Source organism: Lentzea sp. NBRC 105346 (genome assembly GCF_030269605.1).
In the GTDB taxonomy this organism is placed as follows: domain Bacteria; phylum Actinomycetota; class Actinomycetes; order Mycobacteriales; family Pseudonocardiaceae; genus Lentzea.
The window spans coordinates 846,866-872,974 of the sequence record NZ_BSTQ01000001.1 but is presented as its reverse complement, the minus strand read 5'-3'; the positions used below and the strand labels follow the sequence as shown (position 1 = coordinate 872,974).

The 26,109-nt window shown below is 69.5% G+C and carries 29 protein-coding genes; 12 read left to right on the top strand and 17 right to left on the bottom strand.

The features are described from left to right. Positions 1-63 precede the first annotated feature (63 nt). The 4 genes from QSK35_RS03355 (at position 64) to QSK35_RS03340 (ending at position 3,114) form a co-directional block, all read left to right on the top strand. The gene (locus QSK35_RS03355; protein ID WP_285742080.1) at positions 64-282 is read left to right on the top strand and encodes an MbtH family protein; all 219 of its coding nucleotides are present in this window, start codon (positions 64-66) and stop codon (positions 280-282) included. Positions 283-715: 433 nt separating this feature from the next. Beyond that, positions 716-1,351: a helix-turn-helix transcriptional regulator gene (locus tag QSK35_RS03350; protein WP_285742078.1), complete on the top strand. Its 636-nt coding sequence runs from the start codon at positions 716-718 to the stop codon at positions 1,349-1,351. Between the two features lie 13 nt (positions 1,352-1,364). Beyond that, complete coding sequence (locus tag QSK35_RS03345; protein ID WP_285742076.1) at positions 1,365-2,174, top strand: alpha/beta fold hydrolase; 810 nt, start codon at positions 1,365-1,367, stop codon at positions 2,172-2,174. A gap of 4 nt (positions 2,175-2,178) precedes the next feature. Beyond that, on the top strand, positions 2,179-3,114 hold the full coding sequence (locus tag QSK35_RS03340; protein ID WP_285742075.1) for an aldo/keto reductase: 936 nt from the start codon (positions 2,179-2,181) through the stop codon (positions 3,112-3,114). Here QSK35_RS03340 and QSK35_RS03335 read toward each other — a convergent pair. Together QSK35_RS03335 and QSK35_RS03330 are read right to left on the bottom strand one after the other, a co-directional pair. Continuing rightward, entirely contained in the window at positions 3,111-3,533 is a 423-nt protein-coding gene (locus QSK35_RS03335; RefSeq protein WP_285742073.1) for an SRPBCC family protein, read from the bottom strand. The two genes, QSK35_RS03340 and QSK35_RS03335, sit on opposite strands and share 4 nt — an antisense overlap. Beyond that, entirely contained in the window at positions 3,521-3,823 is a 303-nt protein-coding gene (locus tag QSK35_RS03330) for an ArsR/SmtB family transcription factor (RefSeq protein ID WP_285742071.1), read from the bottom strand. Before QSK35_RS03330 ends, QSK35_RS03335 begins: the two co-directional genes overlap by 13 nt. A gap of 55 nt (positions 3,824-3,878) precedes the next feature. Between QSK35_RS03330 and QSK35_RS03325 the strand changes: the two genes are divergently transcribed. Next, positions 3,879-4,301: an SRPBCC family protein gene (locus QSK35_RS03325; RefSeq protein ID WP_285742069.1), complete on the top strand. Its 423-nt coding sequence runs from the start codon at positions 3,879-3,881 to the stop codon at positions 4,299-4,301. Then, complete coding sequence (locus QSK35_RS03320) at positions 4,291-4,722, top strand: SRPBCC family protein (RefSeq protein ID WP_285742067.1); 432 nt, start codon at positions 4,291-4,293, stop codon at positions 4,720-4,722. Before QSK35_RS03325 ends, QSK35_RS03320 begins: the two co-directional genes overlap by 11 nt. Here the strand turns inward: QSK35_RS03320 and QSK35_RS03315 are convergent. Next, on the bottom strand, positions 4,719-5,609 hold the full coding sequence (locus QSK35_RS03315; RefSeq protein WP_285742066.1) for an SMP-30/gluconolactonase/LRE family protein: 891 nt from the start codon (positions 5,607-5,609) through the stop codon (positions 4,719-4,721). The two genes, QSK35_RS03320 and QSK35_RS03315, sit on opposite strands and share 4 nt — an antisense overlap. Positions 5,610-5,704: 95 nt before the next feature. On the opposite strand from QSK35_RS03315, the gene QSK35_RS03310 reads away from it, so the two are divergent. Continuing rightward, positions 5,705-6,739 carry an aldo/keto reductase gene (locus QSK35_RS03310; protein ID WP_285742472.1) on the top strand — a complete coding sequence of 345 codons (1,035 nt, stop codon included), beginning with the start codon at positions 5,705-5,707 and terminating at the stop codon, positions 6,737-6,739. Here QSK35_RS03310 and QSK35_RS03305 read toward each other — a convergent pair. Next, positions 6,736-7,548 carry a class I SAM-dependent methyltransferase gene (locus QSK35_RS03305; protein WP_285742064.1) on the bottom strand — a complete coding sequence of 271 codons (813 nt, stop codon included), beginning with the start codon at positions 7,546-7,548 and terminating at the stop codon, positions 6,736-6,738. The genes QSK35_RS03310 and QSK35_RS03305 overlap by 4 nt on opposite strands. Before the next feature lie 81 nt (positions 7,549-7,629). After that, positions 7,630-7,845: an MbtH family protein gene (locus QSK35_RS03300; protein ID WP_285742062.1), complete on the bottom strand. Its 216-nt coding sequence runs from the start codon at positions 7,843-7,845 to the stop codon at positions 7,630-7,632. Between the two features lie 129 nt (positions 7,846-7,974). Between QSK35_RS03300 and QSK35_RS03295 the strand changes: the two genes are divergently transcribed. Beyond that, a complete protein-coding gene (locus tag QSK35_RS03295; protein ID WP_285742060.1) occupies positions 7,975-8,994 on the top strand; it encodes a Gfo/Idh/MocA family oxidoreductase in 1,020 nt (339 codons plus the stop codon). On the opposite strand, the gene QSK35_RS03290 is transcribed toward QSK35_RS03295, so the two are convergent. From QSK35_RS03290 to QSK35_RS03240, 11 genes are all read right to left on the bottom strand, one after another. After that, positions 8,969-10,150: a D-arabinono-1,4-lactone oxidase gene (locus QSK35_RS03290; protein WP_285742059.1), complete on the bottom strand. Its 1,182-nt coding sequence runs from the start codon at positions 10,148-10,150 to the stop codon at positions 8,969-8,971. The two genes, QSK35_RS03295 and QSK35_RS03290, sit on opposite strands and share 26 nt — an antisense overlap. A 12-nt stretch (positions 10,151-10,162) precedes the next feature. Continuing rightward, the gene (locus tag QSK35_RS03285) at positions 10,163-11,740 is read right to left on the bottom strand and encodes a dipeptide ABC transporter ATP-binding protein (protein ID WP_285742057.1); all 1,578 of its coding nucleotides are present in this window, start codon (positions 11,738-11,740) and stop codon (positions 10,163-10,165) included. Beyond that, positions 11,737-13,407: an ABC transporter substrate-binding protein gene (locus QSK35_RS03280; RefSeq protein WP_285742054.1), complete on the bottom strand. Its 1,671-nt coding sequence runs from the start codon at positions 13,405-13,407 to the stop codon at positions 11,737-11,739. The genes QSK35_RS03285 and QSK35_RS03280 overlap by 4 nt, the downstream gene beginning before the upstream one ends. A 13-nt stretch (positions 13,408-13,420) precedes the next feature. Then, positions 13,421-14,410, bottom strand: coding sequence for an ABC transporter permease (locus QSK35_RS03275; protein ID WP_285742052.1), 990 nt, complete (start codon positions 14,408-14,410; stop codon positions 13,421-13,423). Further along, entirely contained in the window at positions 14,407-15,273 is an 867-nt protein-coding gene (locus QSK35_RS03270; RefSeq protein ID WP_285742469.1) for an ABC transporter permease, read from the bottom strand. The genes QSK35_RS03275 and QSK35_RS03270 overlap by 4 nt, the downstream gene beginning before the upstream one ends. 105 nt (positions 15,274-15,378) lie before the next feature. Then, positions 15,379-15,966 (bottom strand): DedA family protein, encoded by a 588-nt coding sequence (locus tag QSK35_RS03265; RefSeq protein ID WP_285742050.1) that lies wholly within the window; start codon positions 15,964-15,966, stop codon positions 15,379-15,381. Positions 15,967-15,971: 5 nt separating this feature from the next. After that, positions 15,972-16,391: a VOC family protein gene (locus tag QSK35_RS03260; protein WP_285742048.1), complete on the bottom strand. Its 420-nt coding sequence runs from the start codon at positions 16,389-16,391 to the stop codon at positions 15,972-15,974. Between the two features lie 9 nt (positions 16,392-16,400). Further along, positions 16,401-17,576 (bottom strand): RNA polymerase sigma factor, encoded by a 1,176-nt coding sequence (locus tag QSK35_RS03255; protein WP_285742046.1) that lies wholly within the window; start codon positions 17,574-17,576, stop codon positions 16,401-16,403. Beyond that, positions 17,573-17,983: a YciI family protein gene (locus tag QSK35_RS03250; RefSeq protein ID WP_285742467.1), complete on the bottom strand. Its 411-nt coding sequence runs from the start codon at positions 17,981-17,983 to the stop codon at positions 17,573-17,575. Before QSK35_RS03250 ends, QSK35_RS03255 begins: the two co-directional genes overlap by 4 nt. Next, the gene (pip, locus tag QSK35_RS03245) at positions 17,983-18,897 is read right to left on the bottom strand and encodes a prolyl aminopeptidase (RefSeq protein WP_285742044.1); all 915 of its coding nucleotides are present in this window, start codon (positions 18,895-18,897) and stop codon (positions 17,983-17,985) included. The genes QSK35_RS03250 and pip overlap by 1 nt, the downstream gene beginning before the upstream one ends. Positions 18,898-18,917: 20 nt before the next feature. Beyond that, a complete protein-coding gene (locus tag QSK35_RS03240; protein WP_285742042.1) occupies positions 18,918-20,018 on the bottom strand; it encodes an alkaline phosphatase family protein in 1,101 nt (366 codons plus the stop codon). Positions 20,019-20,079: 61 nt separating this feature from the next. Between QSK35_RS03240 and QSK35_RS03235 the strand changes: the two genes are divergently transcribed. After that, positions 20,080-20,706, top strand: a complete 627-nt coding sequence (locus QSK35_RS03235) for an MOSC domain-containing protein (protein WP_285742040.1) — start codon at positions 20,080-20,082, stop codon at positions 20,704-20,706. Here QSK35_RS03235 and QSK35_RS03230 read toward each other — a convergent pair. After that, entirely contained in the window at positions 20,615-23,752 is a 3,138-nt protein-coding gene (locus tag QSK35_RS03230) for a helix-turn-helix transcriptional regulator (RefSeq protein WP_285742038.1), read from the bottom strand. The two genes, QSK35_RS03235 and QSK35_RS03230, sit on opposite strands and share 92 nt — an antisense overlap. 76 nt (positions 23,753-23,828) lie before the next feature. Here QSK35_RS03230 and QSK35_RS03225 point away from each other — a divergent pair, with 76 nt between their 5' ends. The 3 genes from QSK35_RS03225 (at position 23,829) to QSK35_RS03215 (ending at position 26,100) form a co-directional block, all read left to right on the top strand. Continuing rightward, on the top strand, positions 23,829-24,644 hold the full coding sequence (locus QSK35_RS03225) for an MBL fold metallo-hydrolase (protein ID WP_285742036.1): 816 nt from the start codon (positions 23,829-23,831) through the stop codon (positions 24,642-24,644). An 86-nt stretch (positions 24,645-24,730) separates the two neighbouring features. Then, positions 24,731-25,351 carry a TetR/AcrR family transcriptional regulator gene (locus QSK35_RS03220; RefSeq protein WP_285742034.1) on the top strand — a complete coding sequence of 207 codons (621 nt, stop codon included), beginning with the start codon at positions 24,731-24,733 and terminating at the stop codon, positions 25,349-25,351. Next, complete coding sequence (locus QSK35_RS03215) at positions 25,348-26,100, top strand: SDR family NAD(P)-dependent oxidoreductase (RefSeq protein WP_285742031.1); 753 nt, start codon at positions 25,348-25,350, stop codon at positions 26,098-26,100. The genes QSK35_RS03220 and QSK35_RS03215 overlap by 4 nt, the downstream gene beginning before the upstream one ends. The last annotated feature ends 9 nt before the right edge of the window (positions 26,101-26,109 follow it).

Sequence of the window (26,109 nt, the reverse complement as noted above, 5' to 3'; positions counted from 1 at the left end):
AGCTCACATCGATCGATCTCAGTACCGCGCCCTAGGTTGACCCGTGATCACGAAGGAGGACTCATGACCAACCCGTTCGAGGACCCGGACGGCCGCTACCTGGTGCTGATCAACGAGGAGCGCCAGTACTCGCTGTGGCCGTCGTTCATCGACGTGCCCGCCGGCTGGACGGTCGAGCTCGCGGAGACCGGCAGGCAGGAGGCGCTGGACTACATCAACGAGAACTGGACGGACATGCGGCCCAAGAGCCTCGTGGACGCCATGGAGCAGTCCGCGAGCTGACCTCGCCGGACTCGCGATCACCGCGGCACCGATGACCGGTGTCGCGGTGTTCTATTTATTGAGGAGTTCCAGAAAGAAAAATGCTAAGCGAACCTCAAGCCGCAATGTCCGTTGTCTTGCCGGCGATCTCCAAAGGAGACGAAAGTGCCTCGTCAAGCCATTCGTTTGGGTCAACATCGTATCGGTAGGTACCGCATGGTTCGGTATCGAACGCACAGGTCAGCGCCTGGTAGAAGGTTTTGAGACGGACGTTTCGGTGCGCTGACCGAACCTTGAGGTCTTGTCCACCACAACATTACGGCCGGTCGTTGACCGGGAAAGCGTGATCTTCATACGATCGGATGCAAGGTGGGGCTTTGGATTAAATCGTCGGCGGCCGATTTCTTTCTGCGGAGCCGGGGACGAGTCGAAAGGAATCGTCTCTATGCAAACCGTGTCCACACGCGACGGCAACGCCGTGGCGGACGAGCACGTGTTCCGGTCGCTGCTGGAGCACGCCGGCCTCTGCGTGGCGAGCCTCGACCTGGGGCTGCGCGTCGTCGAGGCGAACGACGACTTCGTCGCCAGCTTCGGTGATCCGACCGGCCGCAGTTTCTTCGATCTGCTGCACCCCGCGACGCACGCGCCACTGCGTGGCCAGTTCGAACGGCTACTCGACGGCCGCCGCAGCCGTTTCGTCCGCAGGCTGGCGGGAATCGGCCCACGCGGCTCGGTGTTCCCCGGCGACCTCACGGGCATCGCGGTGCGCGGCTCGGCGGGACAACTCGCCCTGATCCTCATCGTGGTGCAGCCGGAGAAGGCGGAAACACCCGCCAACACCCTCGACCGCACCCGCATCCTGACCGAACTCGACGCGCGCATCCTTGAAGGCATCGCCGCGGGCGAGTCCACGGCACGCCTGGCGTCGCGGTTGTTCCTGAGCCGCCAGGGCGTCGAGTACCACGTGGCCACGATGTTGAAGAAGCTCAAGGCGCCCAACCGGGTGGCGCTGATCTCCAAGGCCTACAGCCTAGGTGCGCTGAGCATAGCCAGCTGGCCACCTAAGGTCTCGCCGGACTTCGTGAAGTGACACACTCGACCCCATGGGGGTCACCGCGGACGGAATTCACTACGAGGACGTGGGCGACGGGCCGGTCACGCTCTTCGTGCACGGCGTCTTCACCAACGGCAGGCTGTGGCGCAACTGCGTCCGCCTGCTGTTCGCGCACCGGCGGTGCATCACCGTCGACCTGCCAGGTCACGGCCTCACGCCACCCCTGGGCGACCCGTCGGTCTGGGGCCTGGCCGACGCGGTCGACAGTGTCATCCGGGAACTGGACCTGCGCGACATCGCGCTGGTGGGCAACGACACTGGCGGCGCCGTTGCGCAGGTAGTACTCACCCGCGACCCGTCGCGCTTCACGTCGTTCGCGCTGACGAACTGCGACACAGAGGGCAACTTCCCGCCCGCGGCTTTCCGCCCGGCAGTGTTCGGAGCGCGTCTCGGCTTGCTTCGGCTGGCCGGGTTCATGACGCGGATGCCGTGGCTCGCCCGCCAGATCTACCGGCTGGGCTACGAAAACCCGTCGTCGATCCCGGACGACGTGATCACCGGCTACCTGACCCCGGTGCTGGCGGCCCCGCGGTTCATGGAGCAACTACTGGCGTCCATGAACCCGACGTCGCTGCGCGAGATCCGGCCGCAACTGGCCTCGTGCACCGTGCCGACCGTGCTCGTGTGGGGGACCGGCGACATCTTCTTCCACCTCGACTGGGCGCACTGGCTGCGCCGCCTGATCCCCGGCGCGACCGAGGTCGTCGAGGTCCCGGGCGGCCGCCTGTTCTTCGTGGACGAACGCGCCCCAGAGCTGGTAGCGGCACTGGAGAAGCACTGGGGTCCGAGCGCAGAATAGGTACGTGCCGGTGCACAAGCTGGGCCGGACCGACGTGGCCGTGCCTCCGCTCGGAGTCGGCGTCATGGTGTGGGGCGACATGACGGCGGCGCCGCGGATGGACCCGGCCCGCAACGCCTACGGACCCACCAGCAGCCTGGACGACCAGGTCGAAGCACTGGCCGTCAGCCTCGCCGCGGGCGTGAACCTGTTCGACACCGCCGCCATGTACGGCAAGGGCGTCTCCGAGCGACGCCTAGGCGAGTTGACCGAGGGCAACCCTTCGGTCGTGATCGCGACCAAGTTCCCCGGCGCGTTCTTCTCCCGTGCCTCCAGCCTGCCCTCGACCCTGGCCGCGTCGCTCTCCCGGCTGCGCCGCCCTGTCATCGACCTGTACCAGGTGCACTTCCCGGTGCGCTGGATGTCGATCCCGCGCGTGATGGACCTGATGGCGGACGCCGTGTCGTCCGGCCTCGTCCGGGCTGTCGGTGTCAGCAACTATTCAGCCGCGCAGATGCGTGTGGCGCACGAGGCTTTGGGACGGCGGGGCATTCCGCTGGCGTCCAACCAGGTCCAGTACTCGCTGCTGCACCGCAACCCGGAGACCGACGGCGTACTCGACACGTGCCGCTCGCTCGGCGTCACGCTGATCGCCTACATGCCGCTCGCTTCCGGTGCGCTCACCGGGAAGTACTCCGCTTCGCATCGGCCCGCGGGGTGGCGGCGGTACCGGGCGCCCTTCCGCGGTGCTGCCGCGTTGGCTTCGCTTGAACGCGTCAACGCCGCGGTGGGCGCGCTGGCATCGAAGCACGGCAAGACTCGGTCGCAGATCGCCTTGCGGTGGCTGATTCAGCGGGACGTGCTGCCTATTCCGGGGGCGAAGAACGGGGCGCAGGCGGCGGAGAACGCGGGCGCGTTGACGTTCGAGCTGAGCGACGAGGACATGCGGTCGCTGACCTAGGCGTTCGGGTCGGGACCGGGGTCCCCGCCCAGAACCCGAACCCCGAGCCGGTCGAGGTACAGCTCCCACCCCTTGCGGTGCATGGTGATCTGCGTGTCGTCGGGCAGCCCGTGGTGCCGCAACACGACACGGGTGCCGCCGTTCTCCTCGTGCAGCGTCACGACCACGCGCGTCGAGCCGGGCGCGACGGCCTGGTCATGCGTCCAGCCCCACGTGAACACGACGCGGTGCGGCGGGGAGATCTCGACGAACTCGCCCGACGCCTCGACGCCGTCACGCATGCGGACCCGGTAGGCGCCGCCGGGCACGGGGTCGAGGATCGCCGCGTTGCCCATCCACTGCGAGTAGCGCGCGGGGTCGGTGAAGTACGGGAACACCGTCTCCGGAGAAGCCGCGATGTGCATGCTCACTTCGAGCACTCTTCCTCCTCGGCGAGGTGCTTGATGCGCAGGAGGCTGGTGCGCCAGTGGTCCTCGACGACCGCGCGCAACGGCCCGAGCGCCTCCTTGTCCGCGCGGTAGAAGCGGCTCGTGCCCTCGCGGCGCTCCACGAGGAAACCGGCCTTCTTCAGCACGGTCAGGTGCTGGCTCACCGCCGACCAGGACACGTCGAACTCGGCCGCGATGTCACCCGCCGCGAGCTCGCGGTCCCAGACCAGCTCGAGGATGCGCATCCGCCGCGGTGCGGCGATCACTTGCAACGGTTCCATTGACAGCTACTGTAGCGGCATCTTAATTTAGCTGCATCTAAAATAAGGAGGAGTGATGATCACCCTGTACAACGAGGTCGAGGCGGACGCCGGGAGAGTCTTCGAGATCCTGTCGACGACCGAGGGGCAGCGGGCGTTCTGGACCCAGGACTGCGACATCACCGAGGGACACGCCAGATTCGGCTTCCCACACGCCCCGGTCGACCTGCACGCCGACGTGACGACCGAGCCCGGCAAGCTCGTCCGCATGCACTGCACCGAGGGCTTCCCGTACTGGGGCGGCTCGACGTGGGAGTGGGAGCTCGACGGCTCGAAGATCCTGTTCCGCCACTACGGGTTCGGCGAGGGCTTCCCTGAGCCGGACCTCGGGCGCGTCACGCAGGGGTGGGCGATGATTCACGACAGGCTGGTGCGCTACGCCAACACCGGCCAGGCCCAGCCCTTCTTCGAGCAGCAGGAGGCGACCGATGGCAGTTGACGTCCGGCCCGAGGTGCTGGTGCACCGGCCCCGCGACGAGGTCGCGGCCTTCATGTTCGACCCCGCCAACGATCTCAAGTGGACGGGCGGCATCACCGACAGCAGGCCGGCCCAGCCCGGCCCGCTCGGCAAGGGCGCCACCGTTGAGCGGACGGCGAAGTTCCTCGGGCGCGAGTTCGTCTACGGCTACGAGGTCACCGACCACGAACCCGACCGGCTCGTCGAGATGAAGGTCGACCGGCCGTTCCCGATGACCGTTCGCTACGAGCTCGACGACGCGCCGGACGGCACGCTCGTCGCGATCCACGCCAGCGGGTCGCCCGGCGGGTTCTTCGGCTGGGCGACCCCGTTGATGAAACGTCAGGTGCGCAAGAGCATCACCGCGGACCTGGAGCGGCTGCGGAACTGCCTCGAGTCCTAACGGTCCACGACCACCACCTCGTACTGCGACGCCGTGGGCGGCAGGCCCGTGTCGAACTTCCCGTTCACCAGCGCGAGGCTGCCACCGACCCGCGCGACCGTGGTCGGCACCTGGAACAACGGGCTGGTGATGACACCGGTGACCGATCCGCTCGACAGATCCTGCGCCAACCGGACCGACGACACCTGGTTCATGAAGTTCTGCACGGCCCACAGCCGGCCGGACTCCAGCAGGATGCCGTCGACGAACGGCACGCTCACGCCGGCGATGGTGGAACTGGCGCCGGTGGCGGGGTCGACGACGTTCAGCGCGCCCTGACCCGAGTGCGCGACGATCAGCCGGGTGCCATCAGTAGTGGCTTGGATCCCGTTGTTGTTGAACTGACTGCTCGTATCCGCGGCCGGGCCACTCAGTGCGAGTGTCCGATGTGGACCGAGCGAGAACGGGACGAAGTAGAGCTGACCCACGTTCGAGTCGGTGAACCACGCGCCGGCGTCGGTCAACGCGACGTCGTTGACGAACCCGCCGCCGAACGCGTAGGTGGCCAGCGTGGCACCGGTGTCGAGGTCGTAGACGTATCCGAACGACGGTCCACCCGCGACGAACAACCAGTGGCGCGTGAGGTCCACGGCCATGCCGACGGCCATGCGTGAGCCGTCCGGGACGTCGATGAACTTCGACGCGGTGCCGGCGCGGACGTCGCCGCGGAAGATATCACCACGGAACAGGTCGCCCGCGTAGAAAGTGGACCCGCGCCCCGAAGCGATGCCTTCGGCGGAACTGGCCCCCGGCAGGACGATCGCGCGGTCCGGCTGGGCGGCGTGGGCTGGAACTGCGGTGGCCGCGGCCAGTGCGACCGCGGCGAGCAGCAGGCTGCGTTTGGTCATCCGGCGAGTATGCGCCGCCGGGCGGACGAGTCCACAGAGGCCGGAAGGCCTTGACCTGGAGCGCGCTCCAGCACTTACGGTTGGCGCTCATGACCATGCGTTACCGCACGCTCGGCGGCACCGGCATCGAAGTCAGCAACCACTGCCTCGGCACGATGATGTTCGGCGCCATCGGCAACCCCGACCACGACGACTGCGTGCGGATCGTCCACCGCGCGCTGGACGCGGGCATCAACTTCGTCGACACCGCCGACATGTACTCGGGTGGCGAGTCGGAGGAGATCGTCGGCAAGGCACTCAAAGGCCGGCGCGACGACGTCGTGCTCGCGACGAAGGTCCATTTCCCGATGGGGGAGGGCCACAACCGCGGCGGCAACTCGCGGCGCTGGATCATTCGCGAGGTCGAGGAGAGCCTGCGGCGGCTGGACACCGACTGGATCGACCTCTACCAGATCCACCGGCCCGACCACACGACCGACATCGAGGAGACGCTCGGCGTGCTGAGCGACCTCGTCACCCAGGGCAAGATCCGCGCGTTCGGCTGCTCGACGTTCCCGGCGGAGGAGATCGTCGAGGCCTACCACGTCGCACGTGACCGGCACCTGCAGCGGTTCCGTACCGAGCAGCCGCCGTACTCGTTGCTGGCACGGGGGATCGAGGCGAACGTGCTGCCCACGTGCGAACGCCTCGGTATGGGCGTGCTGGTGTGGAGCCCGCTCGCGTTCGGCTTCCTCACCGGCCGGTACCGCAGGGGCGACGTCGACCTGACGAGCGGCCGGGCGAAGCTGCGGCCCGAGCGGTTCGACCCGGCCCGGCCGGAGAACGCCGCGAAGCTCGACGCCGTGGAGCGGTTCGTCGAGGTGGCCGAGGAGATCGGCTGCACGCTGCCCGAGCTCGCGATCGCTTTCACCACAGCGCATCCCGCCGTCACGTCGGTGATCATCGGGCCGCGCACGATGGAGCAGCTGGAGGCGACGCTCAAGGGCATCCGCGCGCTCGACGACACGACGCTCGACCGGATCGACGAGATCGTGCCGCCGGGCACCAACGTCTACCACCCGGACGGCGTCTGGCGCCCACAGGCGCTGGTCGACGTGCGACGCAGGCGCCGGCCGGCCGAGGACCGCTAGAACCGGTAGCGCGCGATGTGGCCCATCTTCCGCAACGCCGGGATCATCCGGGCGATGCGGATCTGCAGCCGGGTTCCGGCGGACACGCGATGCATGTCGGAATCCGGATATGCGGTGGCCACATCGAGCGCCCGGACCAGCGTCAGCCCGAGCGCCTCCAGCTCACATGGATCGTCGACACCCCAGTGCAGGGTGGCGCCGGCCTTGCGCACGATGGGGTTGAGCTTCTGCAGCCTGACCCCCAACCGGCTGTACAGGTCGAGGATCATCTCGCCGGACGGGAACCGGTCGACGAGCCTGCGGACCAGCTCGTGGCCGCCCTCCTCGGTCAGGTACATCGTCAGCCCTTCGGCGACCACCAGCGTCGGCCGGTCCGCAGGAACCTCGTCCAGCCAGCCGAAGTCGGTGACGTTCGAGCCGATCTGGTGGTAGCCCTCCCGAACCGGGTAGATCTTCTGGCGCAACGCGATGACCTCGGGGTAGTCGACGTCGAACCACGTCACGGTGGGCGGCGGGTCGAGCCGGAACACGCGGCTGTCCATGCCGCACCCGAGGTGCACGACGACGGCGTCCGGGTGCGCGTGCAGGAACTCGGCCGCCCACGCGTCCATCGGCTTGGCCCGCAGCACGACGGCCATCGCCAGGTCGGGGCTCATCCCCAGCTTGCCGAAGTCGTAGTCGATCCGCGCCACGGCGTCGTCCGCGGCCTGGTCGCCCAGCACCGGATCGGTGGTCCGGTTGTCCAGCGCGCGCCCGTAGAGCGTGGCCAGCATGGTGGCCTTCTCCTCGGTGAAGTGAACCTTCTCCACAGTGCTTCCCCCTCGTTCAGAAGTTTCACAATCCTCTGAACGCACTGTAGCGCGGTCACCGCGACGAGATGGCCCCGGCTGTCACTGTTGGGCGTCCATCTTCTGCCGGAGGCTCTCCGGGCGCATGTCGGTCCAGTTGGTCTCGACGTACTGCAGACAGGCCGCTCTGGTGTCCTCGCCGAACACGGTCGTCCAGCCTTCGGGGACGGCGGCGAACGAAGGCCACAGCGAGTACTGCTTCTCGTCGTTGATGAGCACGAGAAAGCGGCCGTCCTCGTCGTCGAACGGATTCGTCATGGTGTGCTTCCCTTCGGTATTCCGGCGGTTCCAGATCCTCGGTAATCCCCTTTCTCGCCCATACCGCCGTCCAGGCGTAAAACCTATCGAGACCAGGGCCTACTGAGATCGCTGGCATAGTTGGCGGACATGAGGTTCGGCATCGTGGGCACCGGCTGGCGCGCCCGGTTCTACCTGGAATTGGCCCGAGTGCTGCCGTCCCGTTTTACGGTCACCGGCATAGTGACCCGTTCGCCAGACCGCGTCGCGAACTGGGATGTGCCCGCATTCGAGTCGGTGTCGCAGCTGCGCGACTCCGCGTTCGTGGTCACGTCCGTGCCGCGCGACGTCAACCCGCAGATCGTGTCGTCGCTGGTGGCAATGGACATGCCGGTGCTGTCCGAAACCCCGGCGCTGACGTCGATGCGTCCGTTGTGCGCCGGGGGTCTGGTGCAGGTCGCCGAGCAGTATCCGTTGCAGCCACTGCATTTCGTGCGCGCGGAGCTGGTTCGTGCCGGCGTGATCGGCACGCCCGTGAACGCGTCCGTGTCGTCCACTCACGACTACCACGCCGTCGCGCTGCTGCGGGACCTGCTCGGTGTGGGTCTCGCCCCGGTGCGGGTCACCGCGCACCGCCACACCGAACAGGTACTGCGCGGCCCCGACCGCGCGGGCTGGCCCGAGTCCGCCGAGCTGGCCGAGGCCGACCGCACGTTCGCGTTCCTCGACTGGGACGGCCGGACCGGCACCTACGACTTCACCGACGGCCAGTGGTGGCACCCGCTGCGCACCCACCGGCACGCGGTCCGCGGCACGCACGGCGAGATCGTCGACGAGGAGATCACGAGAATGGCCGACCACCGCACACCGGTGCGGAGCCTGATCACCCGCCGGCAGACCGGGCTCGGCGGCAACCTGGAGGGTTTCGCGCTGGACACGTTGTCGGTCGACGGCGAGGTCCGGTGGCGCAACCCGTACTTCCCGGCGCGGCTGTCCGACGAGGAGATCGCGATCGCGACGCTGCTCGACCGGATGGGCGCGTGGGTCGCGGGGGAGGGCCCGCCGCCGTACCCGCTGGCGCAGGCGTGCCATGACCAGGCGATCTCCGAGGCGATCGCCGAGTCGTGGCGGACCGGGCGGCCGGTCAGCGTGGAAAGTGGTGATCTATGAACGCGTTGCGGAACTTGCCGTCCGGGTCGTGCTCGCGCAGCAACGCGGTGAAGTCCGCCCAACGGTCGTAGCGCGTCGCGAGATCGTTCAACGTGAACAGCTTGCCCCAGTGCGGACGCGGGTCGAGCGCCTCCTCGACGCGGGGGAGCAGGGCCCGCACCGCGGGTTCGTCCGGCCGCCACGTGAAATGCACCGCGAGACTGGGCGTCGCGTGGGCGGGACTCAGCCACGCCTCGTCGGCGGCCACGGTCCGCAGCTCGCACGCGAGCAGCAGGGGCATGATCTCCTCGCCCAGCGCGCTCAGGGCCCGGAGGGCGGCCACCGCACGGGTGCGCGGCACGAAGTACTCGGACTGCAGCTCGTCGCCCACGCTCGGCGTGAAGTCGGCCCGGAAGTGCGGCAGGCGTTCGTGCCACGGCCCCGGCACACCAAGTTGTTGGGTGCAGCTGTCCGCGGGCTGGCCGGGAACCGGGTGGCGGGGCGACGTGGCCCGCACCGCACCGGTCCAGCCGAGCTCCGCGGGCGGGTCCGACACGCGGCGCTTCACCCACAGGCGGGCGCCCGCGGGCCACGACACGAACGCGCTGACGCTGTACGCGCTGGCGAAGATCTCGTCCAGGTGGCCGAGCAACACCTCCCACGGCACGGTCTCCCACACGTGCTGCTCGACCTCGAACGCGGGAACGGCCTCGAGTTCGACCGAGGTGACCACCCCCAGCGCGCCCAGCGACACGACCGCGCCCGGCTCCGCGATCCGGCCGGACAACAGGGTGAAAGACCGCACGGACGACGCCAGGGATCCATGTGCGTCGCCCGAACCGTGCGTGGCCGTGGCGACGGCGCCGGCGACCGTGATGTGCGGCAGCGACGGCATGGTCGGCAGGGCCAGGCCCGCGGCGTGCAGCCGGGTGGCGAGCTCGGCCAGGCGCATGCCCGCGGACACGTGGACCGTGTCGCCCACCCTGAACTCGCGCGGCATGGCCTCCAGGGAGGCGAGCGTGCCCGGCGTGTCCGCGACGCGGCTGAACGAGTGGCCCGCGCCGACGACGTGCACCTGTGCGGACTCGTTGACGACAGCGTGGAGTTCTGACAGCGATGTGGGTGACGCGAACCGCGTCGCGGAGTACGCGACGTTGCCCGCCCAGTTGGTCTTCACGTGCCCAGATCCTCAGGTATTCAGCATCGCCCGGCGGACCCGCTGCGCAACGGGATCCGCGATCGGTGCCGCCGCGATCAGGCGGCGCGTGTAGGGCTCGGCGGGAGCGGAGAACACCTCGGTGCCTTGTTCGACCACACGGCCGTCGTACAGCACCGCGACCCGATCCGCCAGCTGTTCGACCACCGCCAGGTCGTGGCTGATGAACAGGCACGCGAACCGCAGCGACCGCTGCAGCTCCCGGAACAGGTCCAGGATCTTGGCCTGCACGGACACGTCGAGCGCCGACGTCGGCTCGTCGGCGATCAGCAGGTCCGGGTCGAGCGCGATGGCCCGTGCGATGCCGGCGCGCTGCCGCTGGCCACCGGACAGTTCGTGTGGGTAGCGCTCCGCCAACGCGGGGTCGAGGTGCACCCGTTCCAGCAGTTCCGCGACGCGCGAGGACAACGCCGTACCGCGCAACGAGGTGTGCAGCAAGAGCGGCTGGGCGATCGACCGCGCGATGGTGGCCCGCGGGTTCAACGACGACAGCGGGTCCTGGAACACCAGCCCGATCCGGCCGCGCAGTTCCTTCAACGCCCGGCCGCGCAACCGGGAGATGTCCTCGCCGGAGAGGGTGATCGAGCCGGTGAACGACGGCACCAGCCCGGTGATCGCACCGGCGATCGAGCTCTTGCCCGACCCCGACTCGCCGACCAGCCCGAGCACCTCGCCCCGGCCGATCTCCAGCGACACCGACGACACGGCGTGAATCTTCTTGTACCGCACCGAAACGTCGGACAACCGCAGCACGGGTTCCGACGAGACAGCGGCGCGAGCGGGGGCGGAACCGACCGACAGCACGGATCCCAGCAGCTGCCGCGTGTACTCCGCCTGGGGTGCGGCGAAGAGCGGCTCGACGTCACCGGTCTCGACGACCACGCCGTCGCGCATGACGACGACCCGGTCCGCGAGGTCCGCGACGACGCCCATGTCGTGCGTGATCAGCAGGATCGCCGCGTCCAGCCGCCCGCGCAGGTCCCGCAGCAGGTCCAGGATCTCGGCCTGCACGGTGACGTCCAGCGCGGTCGTTGGTTCGTCGGCGATGAGCAGCGACGGCTCGTTCGCGACGGCCATCGCGATCACCACGCGCTGCAGCTGCCCGCCGGACATCTCGTGCGGGTATGCCTTGAAACGTTCGACCGGCAGACCGACCAGCCGCAACAGCTCCAACGCGCGCGAACGAGCCTGTGCGCGCGTACAGGACCGGTGGGCGCGCACCGCCTCGACGATCTGCGCCCCGATGGTGAACACCGGGTTGAGCGCGCTCATCGGCTCCTGGAAGACCAGGCCGACCTCGTTGCCGCGTACCGAACGCAGCACTTGCGGTGACAACGAGAAGAGGTCGCGCCCGTTCAGCAACGCGCGGCCGCGCACGGACGCCGTGCGCGGCAGCAACCCCAGCAGCGACATCGCCGTCACGGTCTTGCCCGAGCCCGATTCCCCGACGACGGCGAGGACCTCCCCGGCGGCCAGGGCGAACGAGACGTCCCTGACCGCCGGGGTGCCGCCGAAGTCCACCGAGACGGACTCGACCGACAAGAGGCTCACTTGGTGATACCCACCTGCAGGTAGTTGGGGTAGGCGGGGAAGTCGGCGATGAAGAAGTCGCCGACCTTCGAACCGTGCAGGAACGAGTTCCGCGTGTAGATCAACGGCACCACGGGGGAGTCCTCGAGGATCTTCCGGTCGATCGCAGCCCACTTCTTGCCCGCCTCGGCGGGGTCGATGGTGGCCTGTGCCTCCTCGATCAGCTTGTCCACCGCGGGATTGTTGTACCGCGAGATGTTGTAACCGCCGCCACCGATCTCGGACGACTGGAACAGCGGCTGGATGTTGGCGTTGGCGCTGGGGAAGTCGGGCTGCCAGGACGCGAGCGTCAGGTCGTACTTCGCGTCCTTGGCGAGGCTCGTCTCGGCCTCGTACGCGTCGGACTCGAGCGGCCGGAGGTTGACCTTGATGCCCGCCTTGAGCAGCGCGGCCTGCACGGCCTGCGCCTTCTCCGTGTAGTTGTTGTCCTTGTTGAACACGAAGTCGAGGTTCTCCAGGCCGTTCGGGAACCCGGCCTCGGCGAGCAGCTTCTTCGCCTTCTCCTGGTCGCCGTTCGGCGGCGCGGAGTACAGGTCGAACTGCTCGCGGCCCGCGATGCCCTGCGTGATCAACGTCGTCGCGGCCTCACCGGCCAGCGCGGCGTTGCCCGCCGACGCGATCTGGTAGGACGACTTGTCGACCGCGTACTGGAAGGCCTGCCGCACCTTGGGGTTGGCCAGCGGGCCCTTCTGGGTGTTCAGCGCGAGGTAGGCGAGCGCGCCGGTCTTCGACGTGACCAGCCGCTGCTTGGCCGAGGCGTTGGTCTGGATCTGCGAGAGCTGCGCGGGCGAGGCGAACGACGAGCCGAACGCGAACTGGTCGTCGCCGGAGTCCGCCACGAGCCGCTGCGAGACGACGGAGGCGTCGAGGCCGAGCTTGATCAGGATCTGGTCCGGCAGGCCGCCGCGGATCTCATCGGTCGCCTTGTCCCAGCTGGGGTTGCGGGTCAGCTTGACCTCGACGCCCTTCTTGTACTCGGCCACCTGGTAGGGGCCGGAGGCGAAGGGGTGCTCGCTGTAGTCGGGCTCGGCGCCCTTGCCCTTCGGCACCGGTGCGAACGCGGGCATCGACGCGATCCACGGCCAGTCGCCGTACGGCCGGGTGAGGTGGAAGACGATCGTCTTCGCGTCCGGTGTCTCGATCGAGTCGAGCTCCTTGCCCTCGAACGGGCCCCGGTAGTCGGCACCGCCGACGAGCAGCTGCTTGTGGTAGCCGAGGCCGCCGGAGAACGCGGGCGCGAACGACCGCTCGACGCCCCACTTCACGTCGGCGGACGTGATCGGCGTGCCGTCGTGGAACTTCTGGCCCTCCTTGAGGGCGAACGTCCACGTCTTGCCGTCGTCGGAGGCCTTGCCGGTGTCGGCGAGGTCGGGGATGACCTTCGCCTCCTTGCCTTCGGCGTTGAGCCACCCGGTGAGCCTGCGGTGCACGAGGCCGAGCGAGGTGATCGCGAGGCTCGAGCTTTTCGCGGGGTCGTAGTTCTGGGTCTTGCCCTCGCTGAGGATGAAGAGCGTGCCGCCCTTCTCGGCCTTGGCGGCCTGCCCACCCGCGGGTTTCTGGTCGTTCGCGCCACACGCGGCGACCGCGAGCACGGTCAGCGCAGCGGCGAGAATCTTCTTTCGGTACACCGGGTTTCTCCCCTCAGGTGAGCCGTGCTCGGGGATCGAGCACGCCGTAGCAGAGGTCGACGAGCGTGTTCGCCACGACGACCAGGAAGCCCGCGAACAAGGTGCAGCCGAGCACGAGCGGCAGGTCGCGCTGGTGCACCGCGTCGATCAGCAGTCCGCCGAGCCCCGGCAGGCTGAACACGCTCTCGGTGATCACGGCGCCGCCGAGCAGCCCGCCGAGGTCGATGCCGACGAGCGTGACGACGGGCAGCAACACGTTGCGCAGCGCGTGCTTACCGACCACAGTGGACTCCCGCACGCCCTTCGCCCGCGCGGTGCGGATGAAGTCCTCGTTGAGCGTCTCCAGCATCGACGACCGGACCAGCCGCACGTAGAACGCCGCGTGCGCGAACGCCAGCACGCACCACGGCAGGATCAGCCGCCACGCCCAGTCGAGCGGGCTCTCGGCGAACGCCACGTACCCGCCGACCGGCACGACGTCGAGGGTGAAGCCGAAGAGCAGAATCCCCAGCAGCCCCACCAGGTACACCGGCGCCGACACCCCGGCGACGGAGCCGGCCAGCGTGATCCGGTCGATCGGCGTGTCCTTGCGCAACGCCGCCAGCACGCCGAGTCCGACACCGAACACCAGCCAGATCGCCGCGGCGCCGAACGCGAGCGAGAACGTGACCGGCACGCGGTCGGCGATCAGCGTGACCACGTCGGTGTTCTGCTGGAACGAGTAGCCGAAGCACGGTGCCGCGCAGTGGATCGCGGTCGCTCCGGTGCCGAACGTGCGGCCCGCGAAGATGCCGGTGAGGAAGTCCAGGAACTGCTGCCACCACGACTCGTCCAGGCCCATGAACTCCCGCGCCAGCGCGAGGTTCTGCTCGGTGCACGGCCGGCCGCACGCGAGCTGCGCGGGGTCCGACGGCACCAGGTAGAACACGACGAAGGTGCAGAACGCCACGGTGAGCAGCACCAGCAGCATCCCGGCGAGCCTGGTCGCCACGAGCTTGGTCATCGGACGCCGCCCTTGGGGTCGATCGCGTCGCGCAGCCCGTCGCCGAAGACGTTGAACGCCCACGTGGTCAGGAACAGCGCGGCACCGGGGAAGATCAGGTACATCGGGTCGGTGGCGACCCACTGGATCGCGCTGAAGATCGACCGCCCCCAGCTCGGCGTCGGCGGCGGCACGCCGACGTTGAGGAACGACAGCGCGGCCTCCAGGCCGATCTTGCCGGGTACCGACAACGTTGCCACGACGATGATCGGCGCCCACAGGTTCGGCAGCAGGTCGGTGCGGAACACCTGCCAGGGGCTCGCGCCGAGCACGCGCGCCGCCGCGACGAAGCTCCGCTTCTTCAGCGTGAGCGTCTGAGCCCGCACGATCCGTGCCACCGACGGCCAGCCGAAGAACCCGATCACCACGATCAGCAGCACCTGCTTTGGAATACTCGGCGGCGCCACGAGGCCGATCGCGATCATGAACACCAGGTACGGGAACCCGAGGAAGACGTCCGCGACCCACGTGATGATCCGGTCCGTCCACCCGCCCAGGTACCCGGCGGCCGCACCGATCAGCACCCCCAGCACGACCGACAGCGCCGTGGCGGCCAACCCGATGAGGAACGACGTGCGCGTGCCGTGCACGACGATCGCGAACAGGTCCCGCCCGGTGAGCGGCTCGACGCCGAACCAGTGCGTGCCGCTGATCCCGCCGAGCAGGCCCGCGGGCCCGCCGGTCTGTGGATCGAGCGCCTCGGGGTGGTAGGTGTACGGGTCCTGCCCGGCCAGAGCCGTCAGCGCGGTGCCGCCGAGCGCGACGAGTCCGATGAGGACGATCGTCACCGCGCCGGCGAACGCCCAGCGGTCGCGGCGCAGCATCGTCACGACCGAGCGCGCTAGTGGAGCTGACAACGATTACCTGCCTAGGGGGAGCGGGAGGGCGCGCTCACCCTAAGCATCAGCGGGACAGGCCCAGACCAGCTCTCACGATCTGGGAACCCGTCTGGCCCGGAGCCAAATCGCCGTTCCCGCGACGACGAGCACGGCGAGCGTGATCTCGCTGGCCAGGCCCAGGCGTTGCTCGGCGAGCTTCAGGCTGGCGCCCGCCGCGTAGCCGATCAACGTCACACCCGTGGCCCACACCACACCGCCCGCGGCGTTGTACGGCAGGAACCTGGCCGGTGTCATGCCGCTGATGCCGGCCACGCCGGGGACGAGTGCCCTGAGCAGCGCGGTGAAGCGGCCCAGGAAGACGGCCGGGCCACCGCGTTCCCGGATGAACTCGGCCGCCTTGTCGATCTTCTGCGGACTGATCTTCCTGGGGATGAGGCGGCGGCCGTACCTGCGGCCGACGAGGTATCCGGTCAGATCGCCCAGGATCGCGCCGGCGACTCCCGCCGTGATCACGCTCCACAGTGGAACCCCGCCCGCGTGGGCGACCGCGCCCCCGACGAGGATGGTCACCTCGCCGGGGAAGATCACGCCCAGCATGGTCGACGCCTCCAGCGCCGGGATCAGGAAGACCAGCGTGAGGACCAGGCCGGGCGGCAGGTTCCGGAGGAAGTCGAGCACGGCGGTCAGCTCGCGAACACCTGTGAGTCGTCGGCGAACGCCTTGAACTCCAGGGCGTTGCCCGCCGGGTCGAGCAGGAACATCGTCCACTGCTCACCGGTCTGCCCTTCGAACCGCACGTACGGCTCGATCACGAACTCGGTGCCGGCGGCGCGCAGCCGGTCGGCGAGCTCGTGGAACTTGGGGACGGTGAGGATCAGGCCGAAGTGGGGGACCGGTACGTCGTGGCCGTCGACCGGGTTGTGGATCCGCTGCGCCCGTTCCGGCGCGAGGTGGGTGACGAACTGGTGGCCGTCGAGGTTCCAGTCGACCCAGGTGTCGGAGCTGCGGCCCTGGGCGAGGCCGAGGACCTCGCCGTAGAAGTGGCGCGCGGCGGCGAGGTCGTCGACGGGAACGGCCAGGTGGAAGCGTGGGATATCGGGCATACCCGCATGTTAGGAACTCAGGGCTCCCAGCCGCCTGCGGAGCAGGTCGCGTTCGGCGTCCTGCGAGGTCAACGCGATCGCGCGCTCGTACGCCTCGGCCGCGTCCGCCGCCCGGCCGAGGCGGCGCAGCAGGTCGGCGCGCACGGCGTGGAACAGGTGGTAGCGCGGCAGGTCGAGCTCGTCGACGAGGGCGAGCGCGGTCTCAGGGCCCTCGATCTCCGCGACCGCCACGGCCCGGTTGAGTGCCACGACAGGCGTCGGGGTGAACGTCAAGAGCTGGTCGTAGAGCGCGACGACCTGCGTCCAGTCGGTGGCCGGCCCGTCGCTGTGCACGGCGTTGATCGCGGCCTGGATCTGGTACGGGCCGGGCTGGTCGCGGCGCAGGCAGCGGCGCACGATCCGCTGCCCCTCGGCGATCAGGTCGCGGTCCCACAATGACCGGTCCTGGTCGGCGAGCAGCACCAGGCCGCCCGCGGCGTCGAAGCGGGCCGCGCGCCGGGACTGCGTGAGCAGCATCAACGCGAGCAGGCCCTGGACCTCGGGCTCGTCGGGCATCAGGTCGCCGAGCTGCCGGGCCAGCCGGATCGCCTCGGCGCACAGGTCGTCGCGGGTGGAGCTGTAGCCCTCGTTGAAGATCAGGTACAGCACGGCGAGAACGGCCCGCAGGCGGTCGGGCAAGTCCGCGTCCTCCGGTACCCGGTAGGGGATGTGCGCGTCGCGGATCTTGTGCTTCGCGCGCACGATCCGTTGCGCCATCGTGGTTTCCGGCACGAGGAACGCCTGCGCGATCTCCGCGGTGGTGAGGCCGCCGAGCAGCCGCAACGTCAGCGCGACGCGGGCGGCCGGGCCGAGCGCGGGGTGACAGCAGGTGAAGATGAGCCGCAGGCGTTCGTCGCGCACGGGACCCACCTCCATCGGTTCTTCCTGCGCGTGAACGAGCATCGCCTGCCGGTGGCGATCGTCCCTTGTGGACTCGCGGCGCAGGCGGTCGATGCCCTTGTTGCGGGCGGTCGTGATGATCCAGCCCGCGGGTGAGGGCGGCGGCCCGTCGGTGGGCCACCGCTTCACGGCCTCGGCGAAGGCGTCCTGGACCGCCTCCTCGGCGACGTCGATGTCGCCGAAGACGCGGACCAGCACGGACACCGCGCGGCCGTACTCCTCGCGGAAGACTTTTCCGATGGTCAATGCACGCCCTGGGTGGGACGCACCTCGATCGGCAGGCCGATCAGCTCGGCGGACCTGCGGGCCCAGCGCAGCGCCTCGTCGAGGTCGCCGGCCTCGATGAGGGTGAACCCGCCGATGTGCTCCTTGCCCTCGGCGAACGGCCCGTCGGTCAGCAGCACCTCGCCGTCGTTCACGCGCACGACGGTCGAGGTCGCGGGGTGCGCGAGCGAGCTGGAGAAGACCCACACGCCGGCGTCCTTCATCTCCCGCTCGAGCAGCTGGACGTTCTTCATGATCGGTTCGAGTACCTCGGGCGGCGGGATGTCGCCGGGTTCGTGGGCGGGTTCGATCACGTTGAGCACGTACTGCATGGTCGCCTCCTTGTCCTCACCCTCCACACGAACGGCGTCGCGCTGGATCGACACCATCACGCCGAGAATTTCTCCATTGCCCGGCGCATCGTGTCGCGGCGCTCGTCGGTGGCCTGGTGACCGGTGTTCGGCAACGCGACGAGTTCGGCGTCCGGCCAGGCCTTCGCCAGCTCCCACGCGGTGTTGAACGGGCAGCTGAGGTCGAGCAGGCCGTGCACCAGGACGCCGGGGATGCCCGCGAGCCGGTCGGCGTTCCCGATCAGCTGTCCTTCCTCCAGCCAGGCGCCGTGGGCGCAGTACCACGAGGTGATCCGGGCGAACGCGATCAGCGCGTCCTCGTCCTTGTCGCTGTACATGTTCGGCCTGGCGCCCGGCTCGCGCGAGACGACGACGTCCTCCCAGCGTGACCACTCCGCCGCGGCGCCGGCCCTCGTCTCGGGGTGTTCCATGAGGCGTGAGTACTCCGAGATGACGTCGTCCGACGATACGAGCGAGCGGAACCGTGCCCACTCCTCGGGGAAGAACCGCGCCGCGCCGCGGTAGAGCCAGTCGCTCTCGGCGCGCCGGCCGCTGGTGATCGAGGCCATGACGATCTCCGACACGCGGTGCGGGTACTTCTGCGCGTACGCCAGGATCAGCGTGCAGCCCCACGACCCGCCATAGAGCAGCCACTTCTCGACACCGAGGTGTTCGCGCAGCTTCTCCATGTCCTCGACGAGGTGCCACGTCGTGTTGACGCTCATGTCCACGTCCGGGCCCGCGGCGTGCGGGATGCTGCGGCCGCAGCCGCGCTGGTCGAACAGGATGCCGCGGAACCCGTGCGGGATGAACACGTTGCGCGACCTGGGCGAACAGCCTGAGCCCGGTCCGCCGTGCACGAAGAGCGCGGGCTTGCCGTCCGGGGCGCCGCACGTCTCCCAATAGACGTGGTTGCCGTCGCCGACGTCGAGCAGCCCGTGATCGTCGATCATCTATTTCCCCCACTATTGCTTCAGTGTTGACTGAAAGTCAGTATCGGCACCAGCTGCTCGGCTGACGAGAACGAGCCGTGATGCCCGACGAACCGGCTCACCCGGCGTTCGGCGACGCTGCGGACGATGCCGTGGGTGCCGCGCATGGCCACGACGATGTCGCCGATGCGGTGCCGGACGTGGTCGGCGACGACCGGTCCGAACCAGCCCAGGGCGATCGCCTCGTCCCGCGACGCGAGGTCGGCCTTGTCCCCGAGGACGCCGCGCCACGTGGCGAGCACGTCGTCCGGGACGTCGGTGTACACGTGCCGGTAGCGCGCTTCGCCGCCGAGTAGTCGAACGCCGTTCTGCAATGTCGAATGGGCGTCGAAGTCGATGCGGTCGTCGACGGTCACCATTCCGTGGTCGGCGGTCACGACGAGCAGCGCGTCGGGCGGCATGCGTTCGGCGATCGTGCGGGCGAGCCGGTCGACGAAGCCGAGCTGCATTCGCCACGGTTCGGAGCCCGGCCCGTACAGGTGGCCGAGCTTGTCGAGGTCGGCGTGGTAGGCGTAGCAGAAGGAGCGGTCCTCGCCGAGTGCGTCCAGCGTTCGGTGGGCGAGGTCGCCGAGTGCGAAGACACCGTCGAACCGGCCGCCGCGCAGTGCGGCGCGGGTAAGGCCGCTGCCGGCGAACTCGTGTCCGGTGACGACGTGCACGGCGACGCCCGCCTGTTCGGCAATCTCGAACGCCGTTCGACGCGGCTGCAGCTCCTCGGGGACGAACAGGCCGCGCAGGTCGAGGTCGGTGCCGTGGTGGTTCCAGCGCAGGGCGTCGAGCAGCACGTCGTCGGAGACCGCGAAGGTGTAGCCGACGAGGCCGTGTTCGCCGGACGGGACGCCGGTGCCGATCGTGCCGAGGCTCGCCGCGGTGGTGGCGGGGAAGCCCGCGGTGACCGGTCCGCCTTCGAGTGAGCTGAGGAAGGGCGCATCGTCGGCGTGGGTGCGCAGCAGTTCCCAGCCCAGGCCGTCGACCAGCAGCAGGCACGCTCGGCGGGCGGCGGGGAGGTTCAGGTGGTTGGTCGTGCCGGGGACGTCGAGGCCGGCGAGCAGCGACGGGACCACGTCGGCGAGGGTGGGCATCAGCGGACCATAGCGGTCCGGACCATGGAAAACCGGTTGGGGCGGGATCTACCGTGGGGTCATGGGGACTCTTCTCTCGGTGAACGCAGGGGGCCTTCGTCCGCGGGCGGCGACGACGATGGGCGTGTCCGGTATCGACAAGCGGCCGGTCGAGGGGCCGGTGGCGGTCGGGGTGCCGGAGCGGGGGCGGTCCGGGGTCGGTGGTGACGAGATCGCCGACGCGTCTGTCCACGGTGGACCGGACAAGGCGGTGTACGCGTATGCGCGGGAGGATCTGGACTTCTGGGATCCGGCGTTCACCAACGGGATGTTCGGGGAGAACCTGACCGTGTCCGGCGTGGACGTGAGCGGCGCTGAGATCGGTGAGCGGTGGCGGGTCGGTTCGGCGGTGCTGGAGGTGTCGCAGCCGCGGATCCCGTGCCGGACGTTCGCGGCGTGGCTGGGGCGGGAGAAGTGGGTGAAGACGTTCGTCGAGGCCTGTCGCCCCGGCGCCTACTTCAGGGTGATCACGCCGGGCACGGTGTGCGCGGGCGACGACGTCGAGGTGCTGTCGCGGCCGGGGCACGGCATGTCGGTGGCGGCGGTGTTCCGGGCGATCACGGGTGAGGCGGAGCTGTTGCCGCGGCTGCTGGATCTGCCGGCGCTGGCGGCGGATCTACGAGGTCACGTAGCTGGGCGCGTCCGGTGACGCCGAGCTTGGGGTAGCTGCGGTAGAGGTGCGAGGCGACGGTCTTCGGTGAGAGGAACATGCGTTCGCCGATCTCGCGGTTGCTCAGTCCCCGCGCGGCGAGCCGCACGATCTGTTGCTGTTGCGGGGAAAGCGTGTTGAGGGCGTGCGGCGTGACGGGTTCCGGTTCGGCGCCCGCCGCGCGGAGCTCGGCCTGGGCGCGGTGTGTCCAGGGTTCGGCGCCGAGGGCGCGGAACAGGTTCTTGGCTTCGGTGAGCAGCGGCCGGGCTTCGACGATGCGGCGTTCGCGGCGCAGCCATTCGCCGAAGTCGAGCAGCGCCTGCGCGCGTTCGAAGGGCCATTGCTCGGTGCCGTCGACGGCGTGGTGGAAGTGACTCTCCTCGGTGGACAGCAGCGCCTTCGCGCGGTGGATCAACGCGTGCAGACGCGGTGATTCCACCTGTTTCTGGGCCCGTTGGACGATTTCCCGTGCTTCCTGGTGTTTGCCGACGCGTGCGGCGGCCGCGCCGAGCTCGCCGAGGGCGTGGTAGGACCAGAAGTAGTGCACGGGTTCGCCGTCGGCGGTGAACTGCAGGCGGAACTGTTCCCAGGCCGACTCGTGGTCGCCCTTGGCGACCGCGGCCATGCCGAGAACCCAGCGGGCGCGCACGCCGATCGCGCGGCTGCGCCACGGGTCGATCTCGGTGAGTGCCCTGGCGATCTGGTCGCGGGCTTTGCCGATGTTGCCGGTGAGGGCGTCGACGCCGGCGTCGAGCACCTTCGCGGCCGCACCGAGGTGGTCGAGGCCGGCCTCGGCGGCGAACTGTTTCGCGCCTTCGGCGGCGAGCCGGGCCTGCGCCCAGCGGCCGTGGTCGAGGTAGGCCCAGCCGGCGCCGCAGCCGAGTCCGCTGGGCAGTTGCCCGGACGCGCGCCAGCGGTGCAGGGCGTCGTCGAAGATGCGCACGGCTTCGCGGGTCTCGTCGAGCAGCCAGGCCATGGCGCCGACCGCGGTCCGGTCGTGATTTTCGAGTGTTGACAGGGCTTTGGTGAGTTCGTCGCGGTCCCGATGGGGGTTGAGGACGGCCTTGATCCACGGGTCGTCGTCGTGGTCGAGCCGGCCGGTGTCGCCGGCGTAGAACGCGGCCGCCGCGGCGGTGGTGCGGGCGAGGTGGGCGATCTCGGGTTCGCGGGCGGCTTCGCGGAGGAGTTCGAGCGCTTCGGTGTGTCCAGTGGTGAGCGCGCGCGCCTGGCCTCGGCGCAGGGCGGCCTTCGCGCGCAGGGTGCGGTCGGTGGTGAGGCCGTCGACCTTGGCGGCGAGGTGATCGACCCAGTGGGCCTGTCCGGTCAGCACCGCGACATCGGCGGCCAGAACGAGTCGGCGCGCGGCGTCGTAGGGCGCGGGGCTCAGTTCGGCTGCTCGTTCGAGTGCGGTCGCCGCGGCCGCGTAGCCGCCGGTCTGCCAGGCCTGGGTGGCGGTGCGTTCGAGGTCGGCGGCGACGTCTTCGTCGCGCTGGTCCGCGGCGGCGGCCCGGTGCCAGGCGCGGCGGTCACCCGTGGTGGCCTGGGCGAGCTCGCGGTGGGCTTGGCGGCGGGTGGCGAGCGGGGCGGAGTGGTAGGCGGCGGCGCGGACGAGCGGGTGACGGAAGTGGACGCGACCTGCGGTGACGCGGATGAGGCCGGCGCGTTCGGCGGGGGCGAGGTCGTCGGCGCGCAACGGCGCGAAGAGGTCCCCCGGCGCTGGGGACCCCCGGTTTTCATTCTCCCAGACGGGTCTGACAGTTCCGGGTCCGGCGATGGTGGGTCCGGCGTGCGGGGCTGCATCTTGCCGGTGGGAGCCATCGGTTCCGGGACCGGCGATGGCTGGCCCGGCTTGCGGAGCCGCGCTTTGCTGGTGAGGACCGTTGGTTCCCAGGTCGGCGATGGCGGGCTTGACTTGCGGGGGTTCACTTTGCCGGTGGAGGCCATCGGGTTCGGCGATGGCTGGCCCAGCTTGCGGGGGTTCACTTCGCCGGTCGGCGTCGACAGTGCCAGGTTCGGCGATGGCTGGTCTGGCTTGCAAGGGTTCACGTTGCCGGTGTGAGCCGTCGGTTCCGGGTTCGGCGATGGCCGGTCCAGCTTGCGAGGGTTCACCTTGCCAGTGGGGACCGTCGGTTCCGAGCTCAGCGATGGCTGGCCTGACATGCGAGGGTTCACTTCGCTGATGCGGGCTGACGATTCCGGGGTCGGCCGCCGCAGAAGCCTTGATGGCCCCCCGCTTCTTACCCAGCCAGCCGCGTCCGACGCCGGACCCGCCGACGGCTGCCGCGGAGTCCCCCGCCCAGGGGGACCCCCGGTTTTCACTCTGCCAGAAGGGTCTGACATTTTCGGCCCCCGCCCGCGGTGAACGGCCCGCCGACGGCGTCTCCGAGGCGGCCGCCAGCAACAGCGCGTACCGGCACGCCTCGGGCAGCGCCCGCAGCTCAGCCGCGAACAGCGACTCGAGCCGCTCGGTGAGCGGCACCAGCGGCTCGTCCCCGCTCTCCACCCGCGACAGCTCGATCAACGCCAGCGGGTTGCCGGCGGCCTGCGTGAGGATCCGCATCCGCCGCTGGCCGCGCGGCGGCCGCGGCTGCTGGTCGAGCAACCAGTTGGCCTCGTGCGCGGACAGGGGCGCCAGCCGCACGGAAGGCAGCCCAGGCACCGCTTCCCGCGATGCCATCAGCAGGGTGACCTGCTCGTCGAAGATCCGCCGTCCGGCGAACACCAGCGCGTCGCGCGACTCGCGGTCGAGCCACTGCACGTCGTCGACGACGACGAGCACAGGAGCGAGCGACGACAGGAGCGACAGCACGCCGAGTCCAACGAAAAGCCGGTCTGGCGAGGCCAGATCGGCGCCGGACAGCAGGTGGTGCAGACCGGCGAACGGCAGGTTCGTCTCGCTGGGCACACCGGAGGTGGACAGCACGAGCCGGGACGACTGGGCGGCCGCGAGCGACAGCAGCGTGCTCTTGCCGGAGCCCGGCTCGCCGGTGACGACCAGCGCGCCGCTCTCCACGCCGAGCACCGCGGCGGTCTCGTCGTCCCTCACGCGGGGGAGAGTAAGTCACGAAGTGCGGTCATGATGCTGATACCGCTCAACCAGTACGACGCCGAGACTCGGCGGCATGGAAACGATCATCCTGGGCGACGTCGAGATCACCCGCGTGACCGAGCACGACACGGCGCCGATGCCGCGTGAGCTGATCTTCCCGGACACGCCGGGAAGCGAGTTCCGGAAGTTCTACGACGCGGAGCACGACGCGGTGCTCGGGGGCGTGCAGACGTGGCTGGTGCGCAGCGGAGGCCGGACCATCCTCGTCGACACCGGCATCGGCAACCACAAGGAACGCCCGTACATGCCGCTCTTCGCCCACCACGACACGAAGTTCCTCGAGCAGCTCGACCCGGAGGAGGTCGACCTGGTCGTGCACACGCATCTGCACGGCGACCACGTCGGCTGGAACACGTATCTGCACAACCGCGAATGGGTGCCGACATTCCCGAACGCCACGCACCTGATGCCGCGCGCCGACTTCGAGTTCTACCACCCGGACCGCAACCACAACCGCCGCATGCAGAACGTCTTCGAGGACAGCGTGCTGCCGGTGAAGAACCAGACCGTGCTGTGGGAGGACCGCTACGACATCGACGGCAACCTGCGCCTGTCGGAGGCGCCCGGTCACACGCCGGGGTCCGCGATCCTCACCCTCAAATCGAAGAACGAGACCGCGGTGTTCGTCGGCGACCTGCTGCACAGTCCGCTCCAGATCGACGAACCGGAGTGCTGCCCGTCGTTCGACGAGGACCCCGCGAACGCCACGAAGTCCCGGAAGGCGACGCTCGAGTGGTGCCGGGACCACACCGCATTGGTGCTACCGGCGCACTTTCCCGGCGGCGCCGTGTTCGAAATGGGGGCCAGAGGCGTCCAGCGCTGGCGGTGAACCGGGCAAATCGCCTGGCGCCCGGAACCGTGCGACAAACCTGACACCGCGATGAGTACTGGACGGTCCAGTACCATCCCCTGGCCATGGAGGACAGCCGGTCGGCGCGCAAGCGGCGGGCGATCGTGGAGGCCGCCCGCCAGGTGTTCCTGCGCAGCGGCTATGCGGGCGCGAGCATGGACGAGGTCGCCTCGCTCGCGTCGGTGTCGAAGCAGACCGTCTACAAGCACTTCGCCGACAAGGAACGGCTGTTCACCGGCATCGTCCTCGGCGACATCGAGCAGACCAGGGCCCGCGCACGGGAGGCGGTGGAGGCGTTGCCGGACAACGGCGACGTCGCCGCACACCTCCGCGAGATCGCCCGCCTGATGATCACCACCCTGATGGCCCCGCACCTCGTCCGGCAGCGGCGCATGATCATCGGCGCGGCCGACCGGTTTCCGGAGGTGGCGCGTGCCTGGCGCGAAAGCTCACCGGAACGCGTGTTCGCCGCCCGCTTCGAGGCGCTGGCCGGTCTGCTCGAGATCACCGACGCCTGCCTCGCCGCGCAGCACCTCACGTCGCTCGTGTTGTCCAGCCCCATGAACAGGGCCATGTTCACGCCCGGCGACGAGCCGTTCCCCAAAGCGGAGCTCGAACGGTTCGCCGACGAGGCCGTGCGCGTGTTCCTGGCCGCGTACGGTCCGAAACGAGAGGGAAATCCATGAGGCGCGCACTGGTCACCGGTGGATCGCGCGGCATCGGCGCCGCCATCAGCACGGCGCTCGCCGGGGCGGGCCACGCCGTCGCGGTGCACTGCCGCACCGGCGTCGAGCAGGCGCGCGCCGTCGTGGACGCGTTGCCCGGCACCGGCCACACCGTCGTCACCGGCGACGTCGCCGATCCCGTGCAGGTCAAGGAGTTCGTCGCCAAAGCCGTCGCCGAACTCGGCGGAATCGACGTGCTGATCAACAACGCCGGCGTCTACTTCCACCACCCGATCACGTCCTCCTACGAGGACTGGCAGGCCGCGTGGCGGCGCACGATCGACATCAACACCCACGGCGTCGCCAACACGACCTGGTGCGTCGTCGACCACCTGCTGCACCGCCCCGAGGGACCCGGCGGCGCGAAGGTCATCACGGTCGGCTCGCGCGGCGTGTTCCGCGGTGAGCCCGACGCCCCGGCCTACGGCGCGTCGAAGGCCGCGGTGCACTCGATGACCCAGTCGCTCGCGATCGCGTTGGCACCACACGGAATCGCATGCGCCGGCGTCGCGCCGGGGTTCGTGAACACCGAGATGGCCGTGGACCTGCTCGCCGGACCGGACGGTGGCGCGATCCGCGCGCAGAGCCCGTTCGGCCGGGTCGCCGAACCGGAGGAGGTCGCGTCCGCGGTCGCGTGGCTGGCCACCCCCGAGGCGCAGTGGGCCAGCGGAACGATCATCGACCTGAACGGAGCTTCCTACCTGCGCTGAGGGTGGGGG

What these genes read in the sequence shown, in the direction of transcription:
- QSK35_RS03355 (WP_285742080.1), top strand. Translation starts at nt 64, where the DNA reads ATGACCAACCCGTTCGAGGACCCGGACGGCCGCTACCTGGTGCTGATC.
- QSK35_RS03345 (WP_285742076.1), top strand. Translation starts at nt 1,365, where the DNA reads ATGGGGGTCACCGCGGACGGAATTCACTACGAGGACGTGGGCGACGGG.
- QSK35_RS03330 (WP_285742071.1), bottom strand. Translation starts at nt 3,823, where the DNA reads ATGGAACCGTTGCAAGTGATCGCCGCACCGCGGCGGATGCGCATCCTC.
- QSK35_RS03325 (WP_285742069.1), top strand. Translation starts at nt 3,879, where the DNA reads ATGATCACCCTGTACAACGAGGTCGAGGCGGACGCCGGGAGAGTCTTC.
- QSK35_RS03320 (WP_285742067.1), top strand. Translation starts at nt 4,291, where the DNA reads ATGGCAGTTGACGTCCGGCCCGAGGTGCTGGTGCACCGGCCCCGCGAC.
- QSK35_RS03315 (WP_285742066.1), bottom strand. Translation starts at nt 5,609, where the DNA reads ATGACCAAACGCAGCCTGCTGCTCGCCGCGGTCGCACTGGCCGCGGCC.
- QSK35_RS03310 (WP_285742472.1), top strand. Translation starts at nt 5,705, where the DNA reads ATGCGTTACCGCACGCTCGGCGGCACCGGCATCGAAGTCAGCAACCAC.
- QSK35_RS03300 (WP_285742062.1), bottom strand. Translation starts at nt 7,845, where the DNA reads ATGACGAATCCGTTCGACGACGAGGACGGCCGCTTTCTCGTGCTCATC.
- QSK35_RS03295 (WP_285742060.1), top strand. Translation starts at nt 7,975, where the DNA reads ATGAGGTTCGGCATCGTGGGCACCGGCTGGCGCGCCCGGTTCTACCTG.
- QSK35_RS03275 (WP_285742052.1), bottom strand. Translation starts at nt 14,410, where the DNA reads ATGACCAAGCTCGTGGCGACCAGGCTCGCCGGGATGCTGCTGGTGCTG.
- QSK35_RS03270 (WP_285742469.1), bottom strand. Translation starts at nt 15,273, where the DNA reads ATGCTGCGCCGCGACCGCTGGGCGTTCGCCGGCGCGGTGACGATCGTC.
- QSK35_RS03260 (WP_285742048.1), bottom strand. Translation starts at nt 16,391, where the DNA reads ATGCCCGATATCCCACGCTTCCACCTGGCCGTTCCCGTCGACGACCTC.
- QSK35_RS03250 (WP_285742467.1), bottom strand. Translation starts at nt 17,983, where the DNA reads ATGGTGTCGATCCAGCGCGACGCCGTTCGTGTGGAGGGTGAGGACAAG.
- pip (WP_285742044.1), bottom strand. Translation starts at nt 18,897, where the DNA reads ATGATCGACGATCACGGGCTGCTCGACGTCGGCGACGGCAACCACGTC.
- QSK35_RS03240 (WP_285742042.1), bottom strand. Translation starts at nt 20,018, where the DNA reads ATGCCCACCCTCGCCGACGTGGTCCCGTCGCTGCTCGCCGGCCTCGAC.
- QSK35_RS03235 (WP_285742040.1), top strand. Translation starts at nt 20,080, where the DNA reads ATGGGGACTCTTCTCTCGGTGAACGCAGGGGGCCTTCGTCCGCGGGCG.
- QSK35_RS03225 (WP_285742036.1), top strand. Translation starts at nt 23,829, where the DNA reads ATGGAAACGATCATCCTGGGCGACGTCGAGATCACCCGCGTGACCGAG.
- QSK35_RS03220 (WP_285742034.1), top strand. Translation starts at nt 24,731, where the DNA reads ATGGAGGACAGCCGGTCGGCGCGCAAGCGGCGGGCGATCGTGGAGGCC.
- QSK35_RS03215 (WP_285742031.1), top strand. Translation starts at nt 25,348, where the DNA reads ATGAGGCGCGCACTGGTCACCGGTGGATCGCGCGGCATCGGCGCCGCC.